Origin of the sequence: Pseudoalteromonas sp. Hal040 (genome assembly GCF_037162425.1) — a bacterium.
Classification (GTDB): domain Bacteria; phylum Pseudomonadota; class Gammaproteobacteria; order Enterobacterales; family Alteromonadaceae; genus Pseudoalteromonas; species Pseudoalteromonas gelatinilytica.
In genome coordinates this window covers 2,391,394-2,410,479 of sequence record NZ_JARLUU010000001.1, presented here as the reverse complement: position 1 = coordinate 2,410,479, position 19,086 = coordinate 2,391,394, and the positions used below count along the sequence as shown (strand labels likewise).

General features: G+C 40.9%; 17 protein-coding genes and 1 other RNA gene. 9 read left to right on the top strand and 9 right to left on the bottom strand.

Annotation, left to right across the window (positions count from 1 at the left end):
- Positions 1-104: 104 nt before the first annotated feature.
- On the top strand, positions 105-2,078 hold the full coding sequence (locus tag P4S60_RS11160; RefSeq protein WP_337116008.1) for a monovalent cation:proton antiporter-2 (CPA2) family protein: 1,974 nt from the start codon (positions 105-107) through the stop codon (positions 2,076-2,078).
- A 7-nt stretch (positions 2,079-2,085) separates the two neighbouring features.
- Here P4S60_RS11160 and P4S60_RS11155 read toward each other — a convergent pair whose 3' ends face one another.
- Positions 2,086-3,231: a patatin-like phospholipase family protein gene (locus P4S60_RS11155; RefSeq protein ID WP_337116007.1), complete on the bottom strand. Its 1,146-nt coding sequence runs from the start codon at positions 3,229-3,231 to the stop codon at positions 2,086-2,088.
- 134 nt (positions 3,232-3,365) lie between these two features.
- Here P4S60_RS11155 and P4S60_RS11150 point away from each other — a divergent pair, with 134 nt between their 5' ends.
- The gene (locus tag P4S60_RS11150) at positions 3,366-4,235 is read left to right on the top strand and encodes a DUF3014 domain-containing protein (protein WP_337116006.1); all 870 of its coding nucleotides are present in this window, start codon (positions 3,366-3,368) and stop codon (positions 4,233-4,235) included.
- Between the two features lie 136 nt (positions 4,236-4,371).
- An RNA gene (ffs, locus tag P4S60_RS11145) (signal recognition particle sRNA small type) lies at positions 4,372-4,468 on the top strand.
- Positions 4,469-4,633: 165 nt separating this feature from the next.
- On the opposite strand, the gene P4S60_RS11140 is transcribed toward ffs, so the two are convergent.
- From P4S60_RS11140 to P4S60_RS11120, 5 genes are all read right to left on the bottom strand, one after another.
- The gene (locus tag P4S60_RS11140) at positions 4,634-6,013 is read right to left on the bottom strand and encodes an alpha-amylase family glycosyl hydrolase (RefSeq protein WP_337116005.1); all 1,380 of its coding nucleotides are present in this window, start codon (positions 6,011-6,013) and stop codon (positions 4,634-4,636) included.
- A gap of 244 nt (positions 6,014-6,257) precedes the next feature.
- On the bottom strand, positions 6,258-6,458 hold the full coding sequence (locus P4S60_RS11135; protein ID WP_337116004.1) for a hypothetical protein: 201 nt from the start codon (positions 6,456-6,458) through the stop codon (positions 6,258-6,260).
- Positions 6,459-6,680: 222 nt separating this feature from the next.
- The gene (locus P4S60_RS11130; RefSeq protein WP_337116003.1) at positions 6,681-8,471 is read right to left on the bottom strand and encodes an ATP-binding protein; all 1,791 of its coding nucleotides are present in this window, start codon (positions 8,469-8,471) and stop codon (positions 6,681-6,683) included.
- Positions 8,472-8,589: 118 nt separating this feature from the next.
- On the bottom strand, positions 8,590-9,522 hold the full coding sequence (locus tag P4S60_RS11125; RefSeq protein WP_337116002.1) for a 2OG-Fe(II) oxygenase: 933 nt from the start codon (positions 9,520-9,522) through the stop codon (positions 8,590-8,592).
- Between the two features lie 127 nt (positions 9,523-9,649).
- Complete coding sequence (locus tag P4S60_RS11120; RefSeq protein ID WP_337116001.1) at positions 9,650-10,561, bottom strand: LysR family transcriptional regulator; 912 nt, start codon at positions 10,559-10,561, stop codon at positions 9,650-9,652.
- 213 nt (positions 10,562-10,774) lie between these two features.
- Between P4S60_RS11120 and P4S60_RS11115 the strand changes: the two genes are divergently transcribed.
- The 6 genes from P4S60_RS11115 (at position 10,775) to P4S60_RS11090 (ending at position 14,998) form a co-directional block, all read left to right on the top strand.
- Positions 10,775-11,590: an SDR family NAD(P)-dependent oxidoreductase gene (locus tag P4S60_RS11115; protein WP_337116000.1), complete on the top strand. Its 816-nt coding sequence runs from the start codon at positions 10,775-10,777 to the stop codon at positions 11,588-11,590.
- Positions 11,591-11,724: 134 nt separating this feature from the next.
- Positions 11,725-12,024, top strand: coding sequence for a hypothetical protein (locus P4S60_RS11110; RefSeq protein ID WP_337115999.1), 300 nt, complete (start codon positions 11,725-11,727; stop codon positions 12,022-12,024).
- A gap of 188 nt (positions 12,025-12,212) precedes the next feature.
- On the top strand, positions 12,213-13,058 hold the full coding sequence (locus P4S60_RS11105; RefSeq protein WP_337115998.1) for an HDOD domain-containing protein: 846 nt from the start codon (positions 12,213-12,215) through the stop codon (positions 13,056-13,058).
- 152 nt (positions 13,059-13,210) lie between these two features.
- Positions 13,211-13,933, top strand: coding sequence for an SIMPL domain-containing protein (locus tag P4S60_RS11100; RefSeq protein WP_337115997.1), 723 nt, complete (start codon positions 13,211-13,213; stop codon positions 13,931-13,933).
- 38 nt (positions 13,934-13,971) lie between these two features.
- Positions 13,972-14,685 carry a hypothetical protein gene (locus P4S60_RS11095; RefSeq protein ID WP_337115996.1) on the top strand — a complete coding sequence of 238 codons (714 nt, stop codon included), beginning with the start codon at positions 13,972-13,974 and terminating at the stop codon, positions 14,683-14,685.
- Positions 14,686-14,764: 79 nt separating this feature from the next.
- Positions 14,765-14,998 carry a hypothetical protein gene (locus P4S60_RS11090; RefSeq protein WP_063706903.1) on the top strand — a complete coding sequence of 78 codons (234 nt, stop codon included), beginning with the start codon at positions 14,765-14,767 and terminating at the stop codon, positions 14,996-14,998.
- Here the strand turns inward: P4S60_RS11090 and P4S60_RS11085 are convergent.
- From P4S60_RS11085 to P4S60_RS11075, 3 genes are read right to left on the bottom strand one after another with little or no spacing between them, the layout of a single operon-like run.
- A complete protein-coding gene (locus P4S60_RS11085) occupies positions 14,995-15,375 on the bottom strand; it encodes a diacylglycerol kinase (protein WP_337115995.1) in 381 nt (126 codons plus the stop codon). The two genes, P4S60_RS11090 and P4S60_RS11085, sit on opposite strands and share 4 nt — an antisense overlap.
- A 20-nt stretch (positions 15,376-15,395) precedes the next feature.
- Entirely contained in the window at positions 15,396-17,021 is a 1,626-nt protein-coding gene (locus tag P4S60_RS11080) for a phosphoethanolamine transferase (RefSeq protein WP_337115994.1), read from the bottom strand.
- 15 nt (positions 17,022-17,036) lie between these two features.
- Complete coding sequence (locus P4S60_RS11075) at positions 17,037-18,980, bottom strand: LTA synthase family protein (RefSeq protein ID WP_337115993.1); 1,944 nt, start codon at positions 18,978-18,980, stop codon at positions 17,037-17,039.
- Positions 18,981-19,086: the final 106 nt, after the last annotated feature.

The following is a 19,086-nucleotide window of genomic DNA, read 5'->3' as shown; positions in this document are numbered from 1 at the left end:
CTTAGCGAGATTTGTGCCACATTTTTAAACTGGCTGAAAAACAGATGGTTGCTATATTTAAGGGAGGGTACAGCTTTATCATCAAGTAGAAGGGAGTTTATTGCTTGCAAAATGTGCTGATTCAAGTGTTTGGCTTGCTCGTCGCTGCCGTATTATTTGTTTGGTTCTTCAAACGAATTGGTTTACCACCTATTCTTGCTTATCTTGCCACAGGCGTGTTGGCGGGGAGCCATGGTATTGGCTGGATGGCGCAAAGCCACGAAATGCACTTTGTTGCCGAGCTTGGCATTGTATTTTTACTGTTTAGCTTAGGGCTTGAGTTTTCATTGCCGCGTTTAATGGCAATGCGAAATATTGTGTTCGGCCTTGGCTCCTTACAGGTCGTGGTGACCAGTATTGTATTTATGCTGATTTTACTGCTGTTAGAGCACAGCCTTTTAAATAGCTTTACCATTGCCAGTTTAATGGCGCTTTCTTCAACGGCGGTGGTGGTTAAGTTACTTAAAGAATCTGGAGATTTAAACCAGCGCCGCGGCCAGTTGGCAATAGGGGTATTGCTATTTCAAGATATTGCAGTTGTCCCTTTACTCATTGTCTATCCTTTACTGGCTCAAAGTGGCTCTGAAGAAATTGCCGGTGCACTAGCTTTTGCACTTACTAAAGGCGCTTTAGTGTGTATCTTACTGTTTGGCATAGGTAAATGGATTTTGCCTAAAGTGTTTAGTGAAATAGCGCTGGTAAGAACCGATGAGCTATTTATGCTAACGACTTTATTGGTTGCCTTGTTTGCTGCAGGCTTGACCTACCTATTTGGCTTATCAATGGCGTTAGGCGCTTTTTTAGCCGGCATGATGTTAGGTGAAAGTCATTATCGTCACCAACTAGAAGCCGATATTAGACCGTTTCGCGACATATTAATGGGGCTATTCTTTGTGACTGTCGGTATGCAGCTAGATGTGCTTTATGTACTTAATAGTTGGTACTGGATCATCGCGGTATTAATTGGCTTATTGCTATTTAAAATTGCGGTGCTCGCGATTTCTGCGCAAGTGATGGGTGAGCGTAAGCAAGATGCAGTATCTGCGGGTATTATGCTTTGGCAAATGGGAGAATTTGGTTTTGTGTTAATAGCACTTGCTTCGCAACATTTGTTAATAAGTTCAGAGCAAGCTTCATTTTTAATTGCAGTTGGCGTACTTTCAATGGCGCTAACGCCTTATCTTATCGAAAAAACACCGCTTATTCTTAAAAAACTCGGCCTTTTGAGTCATGCCGGGCAGTATTGGCAACAGCCTGCTACTAGTAGTCCCTTGTATCAAAATCATGTCGTTATTTGTGGTTTTTCACGGGTTGGGCAAACAGTTGCGCGCTTTTTAAAGCCAGAAGCAATCGAATACGTCGCCGTTGAGAGCAACCCAATCTTATTGCAAGAAGCAAAAGCGGCTGGCGAACCGGTTATATTTGGCCATGTGAATCAAAAAGATATTTTAAAGTCAGCGGGCGTAGAGCGGGCAAGGCTAGTCATTATTACCTTTACTGATTTTGAACAAACGCAAATAGTTGTTGATGCGATTAAACAAATTTCGCCCAAGGTAAAAATACTGGTACGAATGCGTGATGATACTGAACTTGAAACCCTCAAAGAACTCGGCGTGACTGAGGTGGTGCCAGAAACCCTTGAAGCAAGTTTAATGTTGGTTTCACATGTGCTGTATATGTCTGGCGTGCCGATGACAAGGATCATTCGCCGTGTAAGTAAAGAGCGGCGCAACCGTTATAAGTTTTTAAATGGCTTTTTCACTGGCGATAAACTTGATGGCGAAGAGGCAAGTTCAGACAGGCTTGAGTATTTACATGTTATAGCACTGCCTGAGCATGCTTATGCGGTAAATCAGAAAATTAGTGAGCTTAAGCTTGAGCAGCGCCGTGTGTCGGTAAGAGCGTCGCGCCGACAAGACCGCGAAATTGACGCGCCTTCATCACAAACCATTTTATTGGCAGGCGACATTTTAGTGCTGCAAGGTAAACCCCGGCGAGTAGAGCGGGTCGAACGGTTTTTACTCGATGGTATGGAGTAACAATAAGTTACTCCAGCTCTAAAAATTTACGAATTTCAGGTAATTTTTTGAGGCCGTCTTGGTAACCAATTTCTATAAGCTTTTGGGTATAACGTTTTTCAAACAGTAAGTAGCTAGTTAAACTCGATTGCGAACGTTTTTTCACACCGATCATACGTAATAACAGTTTGATTGCCATTGGCATGTCATCATAAAACTGAGCAGCAATTGCATTAAAGTTTTGCGATGGGTTGATCACGCAAGTTTCGATTTGTTTTAACTCTTGGTGTTTGTCGCGGGCAGGTAAAAGGCTCAGCGTGCGATTGATACGCTGTAAGCGCTCTAGATCAGACTGTAGCGTGTCGGTAAAGACGCTATCGAGTAAGTGACCAGCAATATTAGAAAGGCCCGGGTAATGAGGCTGATAACCCGGTGGGTGCAATTCTTTTGGCTCATCCACACCAATGATAAAGATTTTTTCTGCACCTAAGTGAACCGACGGACTCAGTGGTGAAAGTTGGTGAATAGAGCCATCGCCAAAATAGTGGTTATAAACATTCACGCTCGGAAACACCATGGGAATAGCGCTCGATGCCATTAAGTGCTCAACATTAATGCGGGTTGCTTGCCCCTCACGTTTTGCTCTGCGCCACGGCTTTTGTGTAAGTGACTGAAAAAAGGCCACAGAGTCACCCGTGGTATAGCTCGAAGCAGTAATCGATACTGCATCTAGGTAGTTTTTATGTAGATTTCGTTCGATACGCGATAAATCGAGTATTTCGTGCAGCAGTTTTCGCGACGGTTTATTGTTCAGCAAACTCGCTGGTGGGTGATTAATATGTTCAGATTGAAAGCTCGTGAGCATGTTGCGAGTAATATGCAAAAACACACTTAAAAAGTCGCTTTTATAAACCTGAGAAGTCGAAAAGTTTTTCCACACCCATTCAAGTTTTTTGCATGCTAAATGCGCACACGATGCATAACATGCTAATGCAGCGGAATTAATTGCGCCAGCTGATGTCCCATTAATAATAGTAAAGGGCAGTGGTGCTGTGCGAGGCATGCTTTGCGTAATCGCTTTAAGCACACCAACTTGATAAGCCGCTCGCGCGCCACCACCTGTTAGTAATAAAGCGATTTTAGAGTGCTGTGTTTTTTTTAACTTACTGCTCATGGTTGCATTTAAATACTTGTGCGTCTTTACTTTATTTATCAACTGTAAGTCTTTAAGCTAGAAGAAGCAAAGATTAGCTCAAGGCTAAATGGTTTTTTCGTGTTTTTATCTGTTTTATTTTTAAGGGAGTGTCTATGTCAGAGCATTCGTCAGAACCTGAAGTACAAAAGGGTTCATCAAATAACAACCTGATTTTTGCGGTGGTTGTGCTTATCCTTGTTGCTGGTGTGGCAGCGTTTATTTTATTGAAGCCTGAAGATAAACCAGTGCAAGTTGTTGAAGATATTGTTACCGAACAAGCGCCAGTTGTTGAGTATCAAGAGCCTGAGTCTGAACCAGAACCGGAAGTGACAGAGCCTGAGCCAAAACCTGTTGTAGTGGATACTGCACCAGAGCGAACTCCAGAGCCAGTTCCAGAAGTTGAGCCACTACCAACGTTAAATGAAAGCGATGAAGTTGTTGTTGCGCGTATGGATGAATTACTAAGCGATCAAGTGATGAGCTTAATGGTGACCGATGACCTTATTCGTCGTGGTGTTGTGTATGTTGATAATATCGCAAAAGGTAAAGTGGCATTAAGCCATGCGCCAGTTGAGCGCCCTAAAGAGTCGTTTAAAGTTATTGAGGGCGATATCTTAACAATCGACCCAAATAGCTATGAGCGCTATACACCTTACGTAAAACTGTTTACTAGCCTAAGCGCTGCTCAAGTTATTCGTATGTATGATGAATACAAACCACTTATCAACGAAGCTTATTCAGAAATTGGCTACGAAGGTGATGCATTCACAGGCACGCTAGAAGAGGCGATTGACGTACTGATTGATACACCTGAGCCAAAAGGTGATATGCCGCTTATTCGTAACTCAGTTACGTATCAATATGCTTACTCTGAGTGGGAAAACCTACCTGATGCGCAAAAACAATTGCTGCGTATGGGTCCAGAAAATATGAAAAAAGTAAAAGCTGCGTCGCGCAACATTAAAGCTGAACTTGAAAAGTAAGCAATAACCCCCTTAATGACAGTGCGATTGTATACCAAGTATGCAATCGCACTTTCTTTTTCGAATACCCCTTGAATAACAGGCTAAAAGTAGAGATAATCCCTCCCGCGCCAAACAAGGCCCTCAATGGTAGTCTTATTGGTCCTCTCGCAACACTAGCAGGTGAACCTGGTCAGGCCCGGAAGGGAGCAGCCACAGCGTGTGACGTGTGTGCCGAGATGCGGCTGGTAAGACTGCCACCCAAAATTCTATTTGGGTGACTTTCTTCATATCTATCTCTTTTTAAAACACGCTTTCGATACAGTCTTTTATGTTCTAGTTAAATTACGCAGATTTATTACCCTGTCTGAATAATGTCTTTGTAATTACAATTAACTATAGCTCCTTGGCTTCTAACACTATTTTACAAACACTCTAAATCCCCATGCAGGAATTGTGAGTTTTGTTGTTTGAGTAAATTCCATTGCCTGTTTTGAGAAAGCATCTGTGTACTTACCCAAAAACAATGGCTCTTTAAAGCTAACTGTTTGAGGCTCTTTTGATAGGTTGAATACGGCAAATACTTTATCGTTGCCTTTTGCACGAACAAAGCTAAGCACCTGCTTAGGTGCAGTGTTTGGCACATGCAACATACGGCCGCCAAATTGGCCATTCCACAGTGCTTCATTATTATGTTTGAGTGTAAATAATGATTGGTATAAGTCACCGATAGGGTGCTTTTGCCATTTAATTGGGTCTCGTTCGAAAAAAGCGAGGCGTTTATCGTTACCCGCTTCTTGGCCGTTGTATATCATCGGAAAGCCTTCGCCAACGACAGATAATGCAATAACGGCTTCAAGTGCATCGCCATAGTTTTCGAACATGGTGCCTTCCCATGCATTAGTGTCATGGTTGGCAACACCCACAAGGCGGTAAGCCTCGGCTGGGAATGCACTTTCGTTCCATGAGTAATAAACGAAGAGGGCGCTGACATCAGCATGACCATTTACGATTTTATGCATGTGCTCAGACCATGACCACGCGTAAGTCATATCAAAGGCTTCGGCATGTAAATCGCGAGACTCCCATTCAGCCAGCATTAAAACAGGCTTTATGTTATCAAGCTCACGGCGGACGTTATTCCAAAAATCTACCGGTACAAAGCCTGCCACATCACAGCGATAGCCATCAATACCGACTTCTTTTACCCAGTATTTCATCGATTCTGTCATATATTCACGTAGTGCAGGTTTTGAATAATCAAAATCAATAATGTCAGACCAATCCCACCATGGTGTCGGTCTAAATTGGCCTTTGTAGTCTCGGTCGTACCAATCGGGGTGTTCATATCGAAGCCAGTTATCCCAAGCACTGTGGTTTGCTACCCAATCTAAAATGACATACATTCCCATATCATGGGCTTTGTTCACAAAGGCTTTGAGGTCTTCTAATGTGCCAAACTCTGGGTTTACTTTACGGTAATCTTTTACAGAATAAGGGCTGCCTAAACTACCTTTTCGGTTCTCTTCACCAATCGGGTTTATTGGCATAAGCCAAATAATATCAACACCTAATTCTTTCAAGCGTGGCAATTGCTGTTGTGCCGAATTAAAGGTGCCTTGTTTAGTGAATTGACGCGTATTTAATTGATACATCACCGCATTTTTTGACCACTCAGGATGAGTTATTTTTACGTAGGATTTGGGCTCATAGGCAGCGTTTGTAGTTTTAGTGTGTGTACATGCAGTAATGAGGCTTAGCAATAAAATAAGCAAGCTTTTGGTTAGCAATGAATTCATATTAGGCCTTGTTGTCGAATAAAGTTGTTGAATGAAAAAACAACATTTCGGTTAAATATATACCCTGACCTAATATTTACAATTATATGCATACGTATTCACAGTATGCTTACATAATCGATTAAGTTGTTTATATAAGGCTTGGTTAGAGTTGGATGGGGTTAAATACTTAAAGGATTAAATAGGGTGGTGGTATGTTAAACGACAGCAAGAAAAAGCTAAGCTGTCGTTTAAATATGCCGAGCTAGGCTGAAAGCATAAAAGTAGATTTATTGGCATCCCAGCTGATCAGTTTTTTAATTTCTAGCTCTTTTATAATGGTTAGTAATTCAGAGTCACTCAGGCAGCAGCCTTGTTTTAGTTTATCGAGTGATATCTCTTTATTACGGCTATGAAGCTTAGAGGCCAACATAATACGGTAGATTAATTTTGACTTACGGTTCATAACGCATCTCCTCCACATTTTTGTTGATAGCATGTTAGTTGCTACTTGGTTTTATAATTTGGTCTAATGTGTACTGATGATTTTTTCGACTATGAGGGATCTTTTTAGCCAAGTCAATCAATATAGGATGAAAATTGCACAATCCTGAGTCTGAAGGGGGACGCTGAAGTGAAGTTGCAACTCATTGAAAGTTAAGTGAAATTAAATCTTGCTTTGGGAGAGCTAATCTATGAGCTCGTCACGGCTAACCGCAATCACATCATGCAGCGCTTTAAATAGTAAATGCTTTTCAATGGGTTTGCCTACGTGGCTATTAAAACCACAGTTCATGTATTCGATGATATTTTCTTTCATGACGTTGGCAGTTAAAGCAATAACAGGCACCTCTTTATCAACACTCCGAATATGTGAGCAGGCTTCGATTCCCCCCATTGTTGGCATTTGTATATCCATCAAAACTAAAATGGGGTTGAGTTGTTTAAATAGCTCGACTGCTTCAGCGCCATCTTTTGCAAAATGAAGGTCTGCGTTGGTTTCTGCAAGCATTGACTTGATGATCATGGTGTTGAGTGGGTTATCTTCAGCAATTAGTATTGTTTTAGCCGATAAGTCAGGTGCGGTTACATCGGTAAAGCTATCATTTAAGTGCTGCTTTTCAGATACTCTGAGCGGTAAAAAAACGGTGAAATGGGTGCCTTTACCGAGCGCGCTGTCTACATCAATACTGCCATTCATGCGGTTAATAAGATTCGCGGTGATCGACATTCCTAATCCAGTCCCGCCAAAACGCCGTGTTATACTGTTATCGGCTTGCTGAAAACGGTTAAACAGATGCATTAAACCTTCTTTGTTCATACCAATGCCGGTATCAATCACTTCTATCTCAACACCTTGTTTTTGGCTTTGCGAAGATTTATTAATTTTTACTTGCACGCCACCTTGCTCGGTAAATTTAACGGCGTTAGAAACCAGGTTTAAAATAATTTGTCGAACTCGAACTGGGTCTCCTATCCATAAATCTTCAACGTCATCGTCTATATCTATGTTTAGTTCGATTGCTTTTTCGTTACAAAGTGGCAGAAAATCAGAATTGATCGACTCAACGACCTTCGACATTGAAAAGTCCACCTGTTCAATTGAAAGCTCGTTCGCTTCCATTTTCGAAAAGTCTAAAATATCGTTGATGATAGTAAGGAGTGATCGACAAGAAAACAGCGCCTTAGACACAACTTCTATATTTTTCGGTTTTTGAATGTTTGGCTGCAAAATTTGTAAAAGCCCCATAATGCCATTAAGTGGGGTGCGTATTTCATGACTCATATTGGCTAAAAATTCTGATTTTATTCTCGCGCCCTCTAAAGCTCGCTCAGTAAGCTCAATTTGTTGTTTATAAGAGTTTGAGAGCTTTCTAAAATAAATAAGCAATATGCTAGTGAGCAATATGATTGTTAACACATGCACGATGTAAGCAATTTGGAAGTTTTCATCAATGGCGATGCTTTTATCTTTAAGCATTAAGTTTACATGTCGCTCGAACGCAGCAAGTGCCTTCAATGCTTCTGTATCATCTACTTTTACAGTGGTATCTATCTGCTCACTAGTCGCGTCGTTAGCTATCATTCTTAAAACAATATCGAGTTTGTCTTCATACTCACTGACTGTTTTTTTAACGTTAGTAAGCGCAGTCTGATCGTATTCTTTTATTGCGCTAAGCTTGGCAAGAATCTCTTTTATTTCGATGAGTTCATTTTCAATGGGTGGAAGATACAGCTCTGTATTTTTTCTGAGCACTAGGTTTTTAAAATGATGAATAAAGCCACCATAACCGAGTTTTTGTATTAGCTTGTCGTGAAGTACATAAACGTTAGCGGCGGTTTTTGAATAGTCATGCCATTGTGAGTCGACATTTTTGTAAAAGAATAATGAGGTAACAGTGAGCGACGTTAATAATGCAATCACTATAATTGCATTCATTTTTAACTTGTTTTTAGTTTGCTGCAACGCTTTTGTCATCAGTTTACCGCACCTATCTGTTGTTAATTTAAGCATAGCAGTGTTTTTTTGTTCACATAACACAGTGCTAAAGCTTTCAGGGGCTTTTTTACAAAAAGCCCCTGAAATTGGTAGGGTATTAAAATGGGGCAAATTTGTCTTTTTTGCTATTCGGCTTTGTCCACCTTTCAACTGCCGTTTTAGGCTCAATAACGTTATTGAATACAGGAATTTGCATTTTCTCACCATATAGCCACAACACCATGTTATTACGCGTTCCTTTAGTGATAGGTTGTGCAGCATGGGGCACACTACCTCGGTGCAACATCGCTTCACCAGGCTCAAATCTTAAGCGTTTTACGTGCTTAGTGATTGGGTCATAAAAATCGACTTCAGAGCCTTCATACTGTTCTTCTGGCAAATTGATATTAATGTTCAATGTTGCAGCACTGGCATCAGTATGTGGTTGCAAAGACGTATCCATGCCAGCTTGATATTCGATTGAGAAGCCAAATGTTTGACTATCGAAGCCGTGTATTTCTGGCATGAGTAATCGTGCAATTGGCCGCATATAGTCATCAAGCAGTTGATTATAAAAAGCTTGGAAGCCTGGTGCTGCTAAATAGCCCTCTGAGCGAGGATCAAGCATCGCGCCTCGACGATTATAAACAGTACCAAACGGGGCTCTGGTGGCGATTCCTGTTTTTGCTAAGGCGTCTAAATAATATCGCAGCTCTTCAATACGTGCGGGGTTAAAAAGTTGTGCTTTAAATACGCCAGGCGCAACTTCGTGCCAAAGATTTTTTACGGCAACTTCTTGGTTAGGATTTTGCCAAGCTTGCTCTACGGCCTTTGATAATTGCTCATCTACTAACTGAATGCTTGGCTCAAAAACTGAACCAGATTCCTCTTTTTGCCACTCCTGCCATGCCGATTCAAGTAACTTAGCATTGCTGTGCCAAAATTGTTTAACAGAAGGTGCTCTTTGCAAAATAGCTTCTCTAGGTGGCAGCGTTAGGGCACGTGCTTGGGCAAGTGAACTGGTTGTTTTTACATTTTCATGAGTATTCATTTGGTTTGCCTCTTTAGCGGAGCATGGTGATTGAGGCAAGCTTAATTAAGTTGAACTGTACGATAAAGTAGCTTAATTGCGAATCAGTTTTTTGTTTTTGAATATAATTGGTGTTGTGATATTGCGTTTATGGCGCTTCCCAAATAGGAGAATCACCTATTTTTTCAACTAAGAAATCGATAAGCACACGAATTTTTGCTGTCAGTACATTTGATTTTGGATAGACGAGCCAAACAGCGCTGTTATCATCAATTTTATAGTCAGGTAACACCCTCACTAAAGAGCCTTCTTGCAATTCGGTATGAATACTCCAAAGTGAGCTCATACATATACCAACACCCGCTTTTGCCCCAATGCGCATACTTGCCCCATCATCACATAAAATTCGCGGCTTACCTTTTTCTGGTGGAAAACTAAAATCACCTTTGTTTTTTGTGTTAATTAACCTACGGGGTTTGGTATTCATAAATACGAGTAACCGATGTTGGTTGAGTTGCTCTGGGGTGGTTGGAGTTCCATATTGAGCAAGGTACTCAGCAGATGCACATAATACGCGGGTATCATTGGCAAGGCGTCTGCCAATTAAACTACTATCTTCAACCGCAAGATTTCTTAGTGCGAGATCATACCCACCTTCAATTAATTTAACTTGGCTATCCGAGAGCATAAGCTCTAGATTTATATCAGGGTAGCGGTCTAAAAACTCAGGCAATATAGGCATAATATAGCGTTGTGCGAAGGTACTTGATGCAGCAAATCTGAGTGTTCCACTGACATTTGAATTCCCTTGTCCTAGCGCCGCTAGTGCAGCTTCTTGCTGAGCAAGGATTTCTTTGGCGTAAGGTAAAAACTCAACCCCAGCAATGGAGAGTGTTACTTTTCTGGTAGTACGGTGAAATAAATCAGCACCGACTTGCATTTCTAACTTGGCTAACCAGGCACTGGCGACGGATGGAGTTAGGCCTAATTGCTGTCCTGCGGCACTTATATTGAGTGTCTCAGCGGCTAGTACAAATAACTTAATACAGTTAGTGTCCATCTATTATCTCCAAAATCAGAATTCTGATTCTTCTTATACGTCATTTATTCGGGATATCCAAAGCATTAAGCTTTAATCAGTTGGATTACGCTGATTTAAAAACTTTAGGTTTGGTTTGTTGACATAAAAATCAGCGTTAATTATCACCTTTATTAAATGACAAGCATGATTGTTTGCTTTGATTAGTGGTACGGGCATTGAAAGGAAAATTACATGAGTAAAACAATCTTATTAACAGGCGCAACTGATGGTATTGGCTTCGAAACGGCGAAAAAGCTGGTTGCTTTAGGGCATACCGTTCTGCTCCATGGCCGTAGCGAAAGTAAATTACAGCATGCTAAAGAGGTTATTGAAGCAAGTTTTTCTGGCGCCAACATTGATACTTTCTTGGCTGATTTATCACAAATGTCACAGGTACTTGAGTTAGCAGAAAAAGTTAAAGCGAAATACACACAGCTCGATGTTTTAATTAATAATGCAGGTGTCTATAAAGCGCCAAACAACCTTGATGAACATGGCTATGATGTACGGTTTTTAGTTAACACAATCGCGCCATATGTTTTAACAAACGCGTTGCTTGAGGTTATGAATGAACATAGCCGAGTGGTGAACTTATCTTCTGCGGCACAAGCCCCGGTTGCGTTAGCTGCAATTAAAGGCCTGCAAGTATTATCAGATAGTGCAGCCTATGCACAAAGTAAATTAGCACTGACTATGTGGAGTTTTGAGTTAGCAAAACAATGGGGAACACATGCTACTTCGTTGATTGCGGTTAATCCAGCCTCATTTTTAGGTAGCAAGATGGTAAAAGAGGCCTACGGCTCTGAAGGAAAAGACTTAAACATCGGAGCTGATATTTTGCTTAAAGCAGCATTAGATGATCAATTTACAGGCGTGACAGGCCGTTACTTTGATAATGATATTGGTGCTTTTGCTAACCCACATCCAGATGCATTGAATTCAGAAAAAAATGCTGCGTTGATTAACGCAATGAATGATGTTCTAAGCCGTTTAAATGTTGAGCTTTAAGTTTTGTAAAATGAAGTTTAAATTAACTAATTACACTGTACTTTTTTTGTACGTGGTATATCTTATGTTGGTACGAAATTTTAAGGTTTCATTGAGTGTAAGTTAACACTCATCTGTTAATTGGAGTAAAGGATATGCACGCACACACAGTCAAAGAATCAGCAGCAACTATTCAATCAGGTGTCGCAAAAGCGGATGGTAAGCTTTTAGTTACGGAACAAGACATTGTTTTTGAACCGTTTAATAAAGAGTTAGGCTTAGGTCCGTACACACTTTCACGAGCGCACATCAATAAAGTTGATAAGTGTTCAGGAAAAGGCGCGGGTATTCTACCAATTACAGCAGATGGAATTCGTATTACTTTAAATAACAACGATGTATTTGAGTTCATTTTAGCAAACCCAGATGAGTGGCTTAGCGTACTTGCTCACTAAGCAAATCCTCAAAAAGACGGCATATAATAGCAACGTGTCATAATATGCCGTGTTAGCTCTTCAATAATTAATCTTCCTTTCTTCGCAACACATTGATCTCAAACAATACTAAGGCAAAGTTCCTAGGTTATTTTACACATCTAAACTATTAAATTGCTCGTTGCTTATTAACGGAGGCTCTTGGGCAAATGATCAACTTAGATGAACAACGCCTAGTTTCGCTTGAACGCGGTTTTCATATTCCACCAAAACCTGAATTATTGAGCCAAATTGCCGATGAAATGCAAAAGTCGGATGCAAGCTTAGATAAAATAGCCAATTTGATTTCAAGAGACATTAGCCTGTCGGCCTTATTATTAAAAACTATAAATAGCCCGGTGTTTGGCTTACAACGCACCATTAGTGATATACGCCAAGCGGCGATGTTTTTAGGGTTAGATCAGCTTAATCGGCTAGTAACCTTGGCCTTGCTTAAGCAAAATTTTAAAGGTAATGCCTGTATTAGCTTAGAGCGCTTTTGGGATGAGTCGGTTGAAGTTGCAAATGCCTGTGTACTGCTAGGAAACAGTTATAAGTCATTAATGCCAGTGGACGAGCTTTATTCATTAGGGCTTTTCCATAATGTCGGTATTGCTGCAATGGCATTAAAATTCAGAGATTATGTTGATGTTCTTAAGCAAGCAAATCTAGCTAAAGAGCTGGCTATCACCGACCTAGAACAGGCTCGTTATCAGTGCGACCATGCGGTGATTGGTTATTTTATCTCTGTATCATGGCACCTTCCAAAGCCACTTTGTCATGTTATTTTAAATCATCACAACACGCACTTTTTAGAGCAAAACAATGATGAACAACAACGTATGGCGTATGCCATTTTAAAATGCGCGGAGAGTGCTGTTGATTATGCGCGTCAACAGCAGTATTCGAGCGAGTGGTTTAAAATTAAAGAGCAGTGCTTTGCAGAGCTGGGTATTGTTGACCAAGATTTTGCTGATATGGTCGAAGATTACGTCGACAATGCGATGGCTAGTTAAAGCCAATTAGCGTTTATTTCCTATCATCTTAACTTCGATGAGTGAGCGAGTGGTGAGTTATCATCACTCGCTTTTTTACATCGAAAGAAAGTATGCATTACTATACTTTCCTGCTGTAGCAAGGCATCATAACTTTTTTCTAAGGAGAGGTTATGATGCTTAAATCTTTGTTGTTACTGGTTTTATGTAGCAGTTCTGCGATGGCTGCAACAAGTCTGCCGGATAATCGCCATATTGTTGTTAAAGGTGAGGCTGTTGTGCGTACTGCCCCCGACAGGGCTGATATCACGTTAGAGTTTGAAGCTGTTAAAGCTGAAAGCGTGCAGGCTAAGCAGCAAGTTGATGCGCAAGTAAATGAACTCCTTGCGGGCTTAAATAATTTCTCTATAGACGAAAAAAGTATCTCTGCGGGTCGAATTTTCGTAGAGCCGAACATGCGTTATGACGAAAATGATAATCAAGTTAAAGATGGTTTTCGAGCCACGCGAAAGGTCAAAGTCAGCCTTAAAAAACTCTCCCTTTTGGACGGATTTTTAAATTTTGCGCTTAAAGTGGGCGTCAATCAAATCGAGCAAATTCAACTTTTATCAACCAAAGCCTCAGGTTACGAGCAAGCTGCTCTTGATAAAGCAGTAGCGAATGCCAAACAGCAAGGAAGTCGCCTCGCTAGCGCATTCGAAGCGAAACTTGGTCGGGTGTATAGTATTCAATCACAAGAAGTAGGTAGTCACTTTGGCTATGGTAGTAATTCAAATATTGAACGAATTATGGTCACGGGCTCACGTATTAATACAGTCCCAGAAGGTAAGTATTTACAAGAGTCGATTACCTTTAGAGCAAGTGTCAATGTTGTGTTTGATTTGGTGGTCGAGTAATTAATGAGATTTTTAAGTACAGCGTTTATCTATTTCTTTTGTTGATAGCATTCAGTGGTCTTGCCGCAACAAAGCACCTAAATATCGTCAAACCTGTGGTTGCGGCATTTAAGGCGGGTGACAAAGCTGCCATTGCCAAGCGAGTGCATTATCCACTGCAGCGCAAAGCACCACTGCAAGCTATTGAAAATGAGCAAATGCTTATAGAAAACTTTGAGCAAATTTTTGATAAAGAGTTTGTCGAAAAAATCGTGAACTCAAATGTTCGCCATGATTGGGAAATGATGGGGTGGCGTGGCATTATGTTTGATTCAGGCAAATTGTGGTTAGACTTTGATGGCTCCATTTGGGCTGTGTCTTATGAATCAGAGGCAGAAAAAGCAAGACGCGAAGCATTGATTGACGAGCAAAAACAAGCATTACACAAAAGCCTCCGTGAATTCACAAAGCCGATACTAACGTGGCAAACTAAACAGCATTTAATTCGTATCGATGAACTGGCTGATAATCAATTCCGCTATGCAGCATGGGGGATTGATCAAGCTATGAAAGATGAGCCAAGCCTAGTGATCACAGGTGGCACATTAAGTTTTGATGGCAGTGGGGGGAATCATTTTTATACCTTTACTAACAACGGTTATCGTTATGTCTGTCATGTTACCGTGCTTGGTACTGAGCACTCACCGCCGGGGCTTTTAGAGGTATTTAAAAATAATGTACAGATATTGTCTGAGCCTGCTTCAGGTTTTTAGGCTGTTTTTCTTATTTTGTACTATACTGATTCTTTCAAAGGAGTCTCGTTCTAAGGAGTCTCATTTAAAGGAGTAAGTCGTGGGTACAAAGTTCTGGATACTAAGAGCCGCTAAAGTTTTTACGCTGGTGGCTATTTTGTTATTTATGGTGGAAATTCTAAAAGGTCACGAGACGCTCAGCGCGTTAGGTTTTGCGTTGCTTTGGTCTTTTATTGCCACGGCCATTTTTATCGCAACCCGTTTATATCATTCATCAAAAGGGCGCCACTGTGCACTTTGTAATGACACCCCTGATGATAAAAAAGCGAGTTAGCTTAGGTTATTAACAAACACGCCGCCCCATACCAACGCACAAATCGTTAAAGCAATCAGTACGGCTGCGGATCCTAAGTCTTTAGCTAGGCCTGATAATGGATGAATTTCAAGGCCTATTCGGTCTATGGCGGCTTCAATTGCCGTATTGACGACTTCAGCAAACATCACAAATAGCACTGATATAAGCAGCATAATTTTCTCATACAGGCTAATCTGCCAAACAAAAACCACTGCTATGGCAAGCACCAACAGAATCAGCTCTTGTTTAAAAGCAGACTCATGCTTTGCTAACCACGTGAATGCACGTTGGGAGTTTTTGAATGCGAGGCGAATACGTTTAATGCCAATGGGCTTGTTAGTGCTATCAAATTGCATAGTATGAAATCTCTATTTCGTTAGCTTTGTGTTGAGCAAGCATTAAAGATATCTTGCTCTGGGTGATATTCAGTGCTTTGTACATGGGTTAAGCCAAGTAAGGTGTCAAAAATGTTATCGTGCGAAAAAGCATGGTTACGCTGCTGTTCGATACATTGATTAAAGCGGGTATCGGCTAGTTTATTACTCCAAAACAGCATAGGCACTTGGGTTTGCTCTTTAGGCGCTAACGCATACGGGAAGCCATGTAAGTACAGACCTTTTTCACCTAGTGATTCACCGTGATCAGAAACATACAGCAGGGCTTTGTCATCCGCCTGACTGTTTTGCAGTAAATTAATAAGTTTACTGAGCACTAGGTCGGTATAAGCAATGGTATTATCATAGGTGTTTGTGAGTTGCTCACTGCTACAATTTTGGATATCGCTACGTGGGCAATCAGGCAAAAATTTACTGTCTTTTTCTGGATAGCGGCGATAGTAGGTTGGCCCATGTGAACCAATCATATGTAACACCACTAGTTGGTGTTTCGCATCACTTTTGGCAAGCTTTGCAGCTAACTCTTCAACCAGTACTTCATCAAAGCAATAGCGTCCGTCACAAAGTGGGTTGCTCTTTGTTGGTTCTACAGTTTGTGAGTTTACCCGCACACAAACCCCTTTACAGCTGCTATTGTTATCAATCCACGTTACTTCGACACCACTTCGTTGAATGATATCTAGGGCATTTTCTTGGCTTTGCGCGATGCGCGAATCATAGTGATTGTGATCTAAGCGCGAGAACATACAAGGTACAGAAATGGCCGTTGCGGTGCCACATGAACTAACATCACTGAAATATTTAACGCCAAGTTTAGGGGTATATTGATTAGTTGGCTTGTCGTAACCTTGCAGTGAGAAATTTGCTGCACGGGCAGTTTCACCTACCACCATAATCGTCAGTGAACTTTGTTGCTTAGCTAATAGGTGCGGTGTTTTATCTAAGACTTTAAATGGTAAAGGTGGATAAAAATAATTATCGCGCAGGTACTTATAGCCCGCAGTATAAAATGCAAAAGGGGTAATGTAGCTGGTTAATTGGCGATTATTACGTCCTACGGAGGCGTAATCTTTATAAAAAGGAACGGCAATAACAGCTACAGCAATGAACGCTGTAACGTTAAGAAGCGCAAAGCTTTTAAGACGAACACGAAAGTTTCCGACAATTTTAAAGCGAGAAAACAAGTAAGCAGGCAGTACGCCTAGCACAGTAATAAAAGCGATAACTTGTACATTAAGGTATGAAAATGCCTCGCCTGAATTTGTTTCTAAGATATTTTGCAGCATGCTTTTATCAAAGATAACACCGTAATTTAAGGTTGCATAAAACAACAATGATGAAACCACGATGCTTGTTAAAAGTACCGGTTTAACAAAGGTGATTAGCGATAACCAACTTAACACCATTGCCGTCAGTGCTAATAAGAAAAACGGTACGCTTGTTATAAATAACCAATTGACATGTTCAGGTTTGCTGGCTGCTTCAAGCATGTTAAATAAAAACAGGCCATTAAATGCAATAACCAAGTACAACGACACTAGCCAGACAAATTGGCTGTAGCTAACGTGCCATTTTTTAGTAAGGAGTTGTTTAATTTGCATGCTCATAATCATTCCTCATCGCTACGATTTATTTGGTAAGCGATACAACTGTTCGGTATAAGCTAAATTGCTAAATAAGACGTGCGCTAATGCTTTTTTGGCAAGCTCAACGCTGCTATCTGTGTTATCGATGGCTACTTGCGTTTTACTTGCAGGGTCATAGCGCCAATAGCTCACTTTTTGGTTTGGCATCAGGATCACGGCTTCACCATTTTCTACGTAAGCAAAGTTGTCGTAGTACTGCATCATGGCGCGCTCAACAGGGTATTGTTGAGTTAAATCATAACCAAGCATAGGGGTTGCTTGCTCAACGCCTAATAACGACAACAAAGTAACAGGTAAATCAATTTGGCTGACTAAGCGAGTATCGCGCTTTGCATCCATATCACTATTTAGGATCACAGCAGGGATATGGAATGATTTAAGCGGCACAGGCTCTGAACCAAACACGCGCACATCATGATCTGCAACCACTAAAAAGACGGTGTCTTGCCAGTAATCTTGCGTTTTTGCCTTCTCGATGAATTTACCAAGAGCATAATCAGCATATTTGATTGCTAGATCACGTTTGTAGTTTTCTGGGTCGTGGCCTTCAGGCAGTGTTACTTTACCTTCTGGAATATCGAATGGATCGTGGTTACTTGAGGTAAACACAAGGCTGAAAAATGGTTTGCCCGATTTATTTAGCTCACTTAGCTCTATATCAGCTTGATTGAACAAGTCTTCGTCGCTTGCTCCCCACGACGAAATAAACTCAGGGTTTTGCATGTCATTAATATCTACAATATCGTTAAAGCCATTCCCTAAGAAAAAGCTTTTCATATTATCGAAATGACTTTCACCGCCATAAATAAACTGGGTGGTATAGCCTGTGCGGGTTAATACGTCAGCAAGTGAGAAAAAGTTACGCTGAGATTTAGAAAGTTTGACCACCGAGCGCGAAGGTGATGGGGTAAACCCAGTTGTTACCGCTTCGATACCGCGAACTGAGCGTGTGCCAGTGGCATATAAGTTATCAAACCCCCAGCCTTGTTGATAAAGCTTATCTAGTTCAGGAGTCACACCAATGCCACCTAGTTCGCCAACAAAGCGTGCGCCTAAGCTTTCTTCTAAAATGATCACTAAATTCTTTTGTTTGCCTGTGTTAAATGGTGTGTTGTTGGCAAGGGTAGGAATACTCTCAGTGATAAACTGCTGTTTATAGGCTGCTTGCTTTACTGTTTGTAAAATCTCATCACGTGGCATGGTACCGTATAAACTACTGGCATTTTTTTCATTGCTCATATTCTTAATAGCAAATGCAACACTGTAAGTTGAATTAAGGGCTAAGGAGTTAATCAGTGAGTCACTTGAAAAGTACACTAATGCAGGGTTTAACGGGCGATGGCTGACAGTGCCTCTTGCGCTAATTAAGCAAACTAATAAAGTCGTAACGAGTATCACCACTTGGCTAACCGTTTTAGCATTTTGCTGCTTGCTAAATGCTGCACTTATAAAACGATACGCAAACACACAACTAAGCGTTGCAATAATTAAGGTGCTTATCATGGCAAATAGGTGGCCATGTAATAGCATAGAAAAGACTTCTTGAGGGTAGTCTAGGTATTCGACAAATAAACGATTTGGTCGTACATCGTACTGGGTAATAAACGCGGGAGTCGAAGCCTCAACAACCACGATTAAAGTCACAACTATGCTGCTATAAAGAGTGAAAACATGCTGAAAAAAAGCAGTTTTTCTGCGCAAAAGCACATGAGCGAGTAACATTAAAACAGCCAAGGCTAACAAGTAGCCTAAGCTGCTTAAGTCGACTCTTAAGCCGCCCAATAAAACGGCTAGGCTATCGCCATCAGCTAACCTTTGATGTTGCCATACAAGCAAGGCTATTCTCGACAGTATAAATACTGACATTAAAATTAATGAAAAACGGAACAAAGGTTTTAAAACAGAGAGTTTTGCTGTCATAGTTGTACTTACTTAATCGAAACTACGGCAATACTAGAAGTCGAAACTTAAGAAATCCTTATGGTAATCTTAATATTTTCTAAACTAGAAAAACTTCAGTAAATCT

Excerpts from the sequence above, each read along its gene's own strand:
- P4S60_RS11080 (WP_337115994.1), bottom strand. The coding sequence starts at position 17,021 with ATGAGCATGCAAATTAAACAACTCCTTACTAAAAAATGGCACGTTAGC.
- P4S60_RS11125 (WP_337116002.1), bottom strand. The coding sequence starts at position 9,522 with ATGAATACTCATGAAAATGTAAAAACAACCAGTTCACTTGCCCAAGCA.
- P4S60_RS11140 (WP_337116005.1), bottom strand. The coding sequence starts at position 6,013 with ATGAATTCATTGCTAACCAAAAGCTTGCTTATTTTATTGCTAAGCCTC.
- P4S60_RS11150 (WP_337116006.1), top strand. The coding sequence starts at position 3,366 with ATGTCAGAGCATTCGTCAGAACCTGAAGTACAAAAGGGTTCATCAAAT.
- P4S60_RS11130 (WP_337116003.1), bottom strand. The coding sequence starts at position 8,471 with ATGACAAAAGCGTTGCAGCAAACTAAAAACAAGTTAAAAATGAATGCA.
- P4S60_RS11105 (WP_337115998.1), top strand. The coding sequence starts at position 12,213 with ATGATCAACTTAGATGAACAACGCCTAGTTTCGCTTGAACGCGGTTTT.
- P4S60_RS11155 (WP_337116007.1), bottom strand. The coding sequence starts at position 3,231 with ATGAGCAGTAAGTTAAAAAAAACACAGCACTCTAAAATCGCTTTATTA.
- P4S60_RS11075 (WP_337115993.1), bottom strand. The coding sequence starts at position 18,980 with ATGACAGCAAAACTCTCTGTTTTAAAACCTTTGTTCCGTTTTTCATTA.
- P4S60_RS11135 (WP_337116004.1), bottom strand. The coding sequence starts at position 6,458 with ATGAACCGTAAGTCAAAATTAATCTACCGTATTATGTTGGCCTCTAAG.
- P4S60_RS11120 (WP_337116001.1), bottom strand. The coding sequence starts at position 10,561 with ATGGACACTAACTGTATTAAGTTATTTGTACTAGCCGCTGAGACACTC.
- P4S60_RS11085 (WP_337115995.1), bottom strand. The coding sequence starts at position 15,375 with ATGCAATTTGATAGCACTAACAAGCCCATTGGCATTAAACGTATTCGC.
- P4S60_RS11100 (WP_337115997.1), top strand. The coding sequence starts at position 13,211 with ATGATGCTTAAATCTTTGTTGTTACTGGTTTTATGTAGCAGTTCTGCG.
- P4S60_RS11110 (WP_337115999.1), top strand. The coding sequence starts at position 11,725 with ATGCACGCACACACAGTCAAAGAATCAGCAGCAACTATTCAATCAGGT.
- P4S60_RS11115 (WP_337116000.1), top strand. The coding sequence starts at position 10,775 with ATGAGTAAAACAATCTTATTAACAGGCGCAACTGATGGTATTGGCTTC.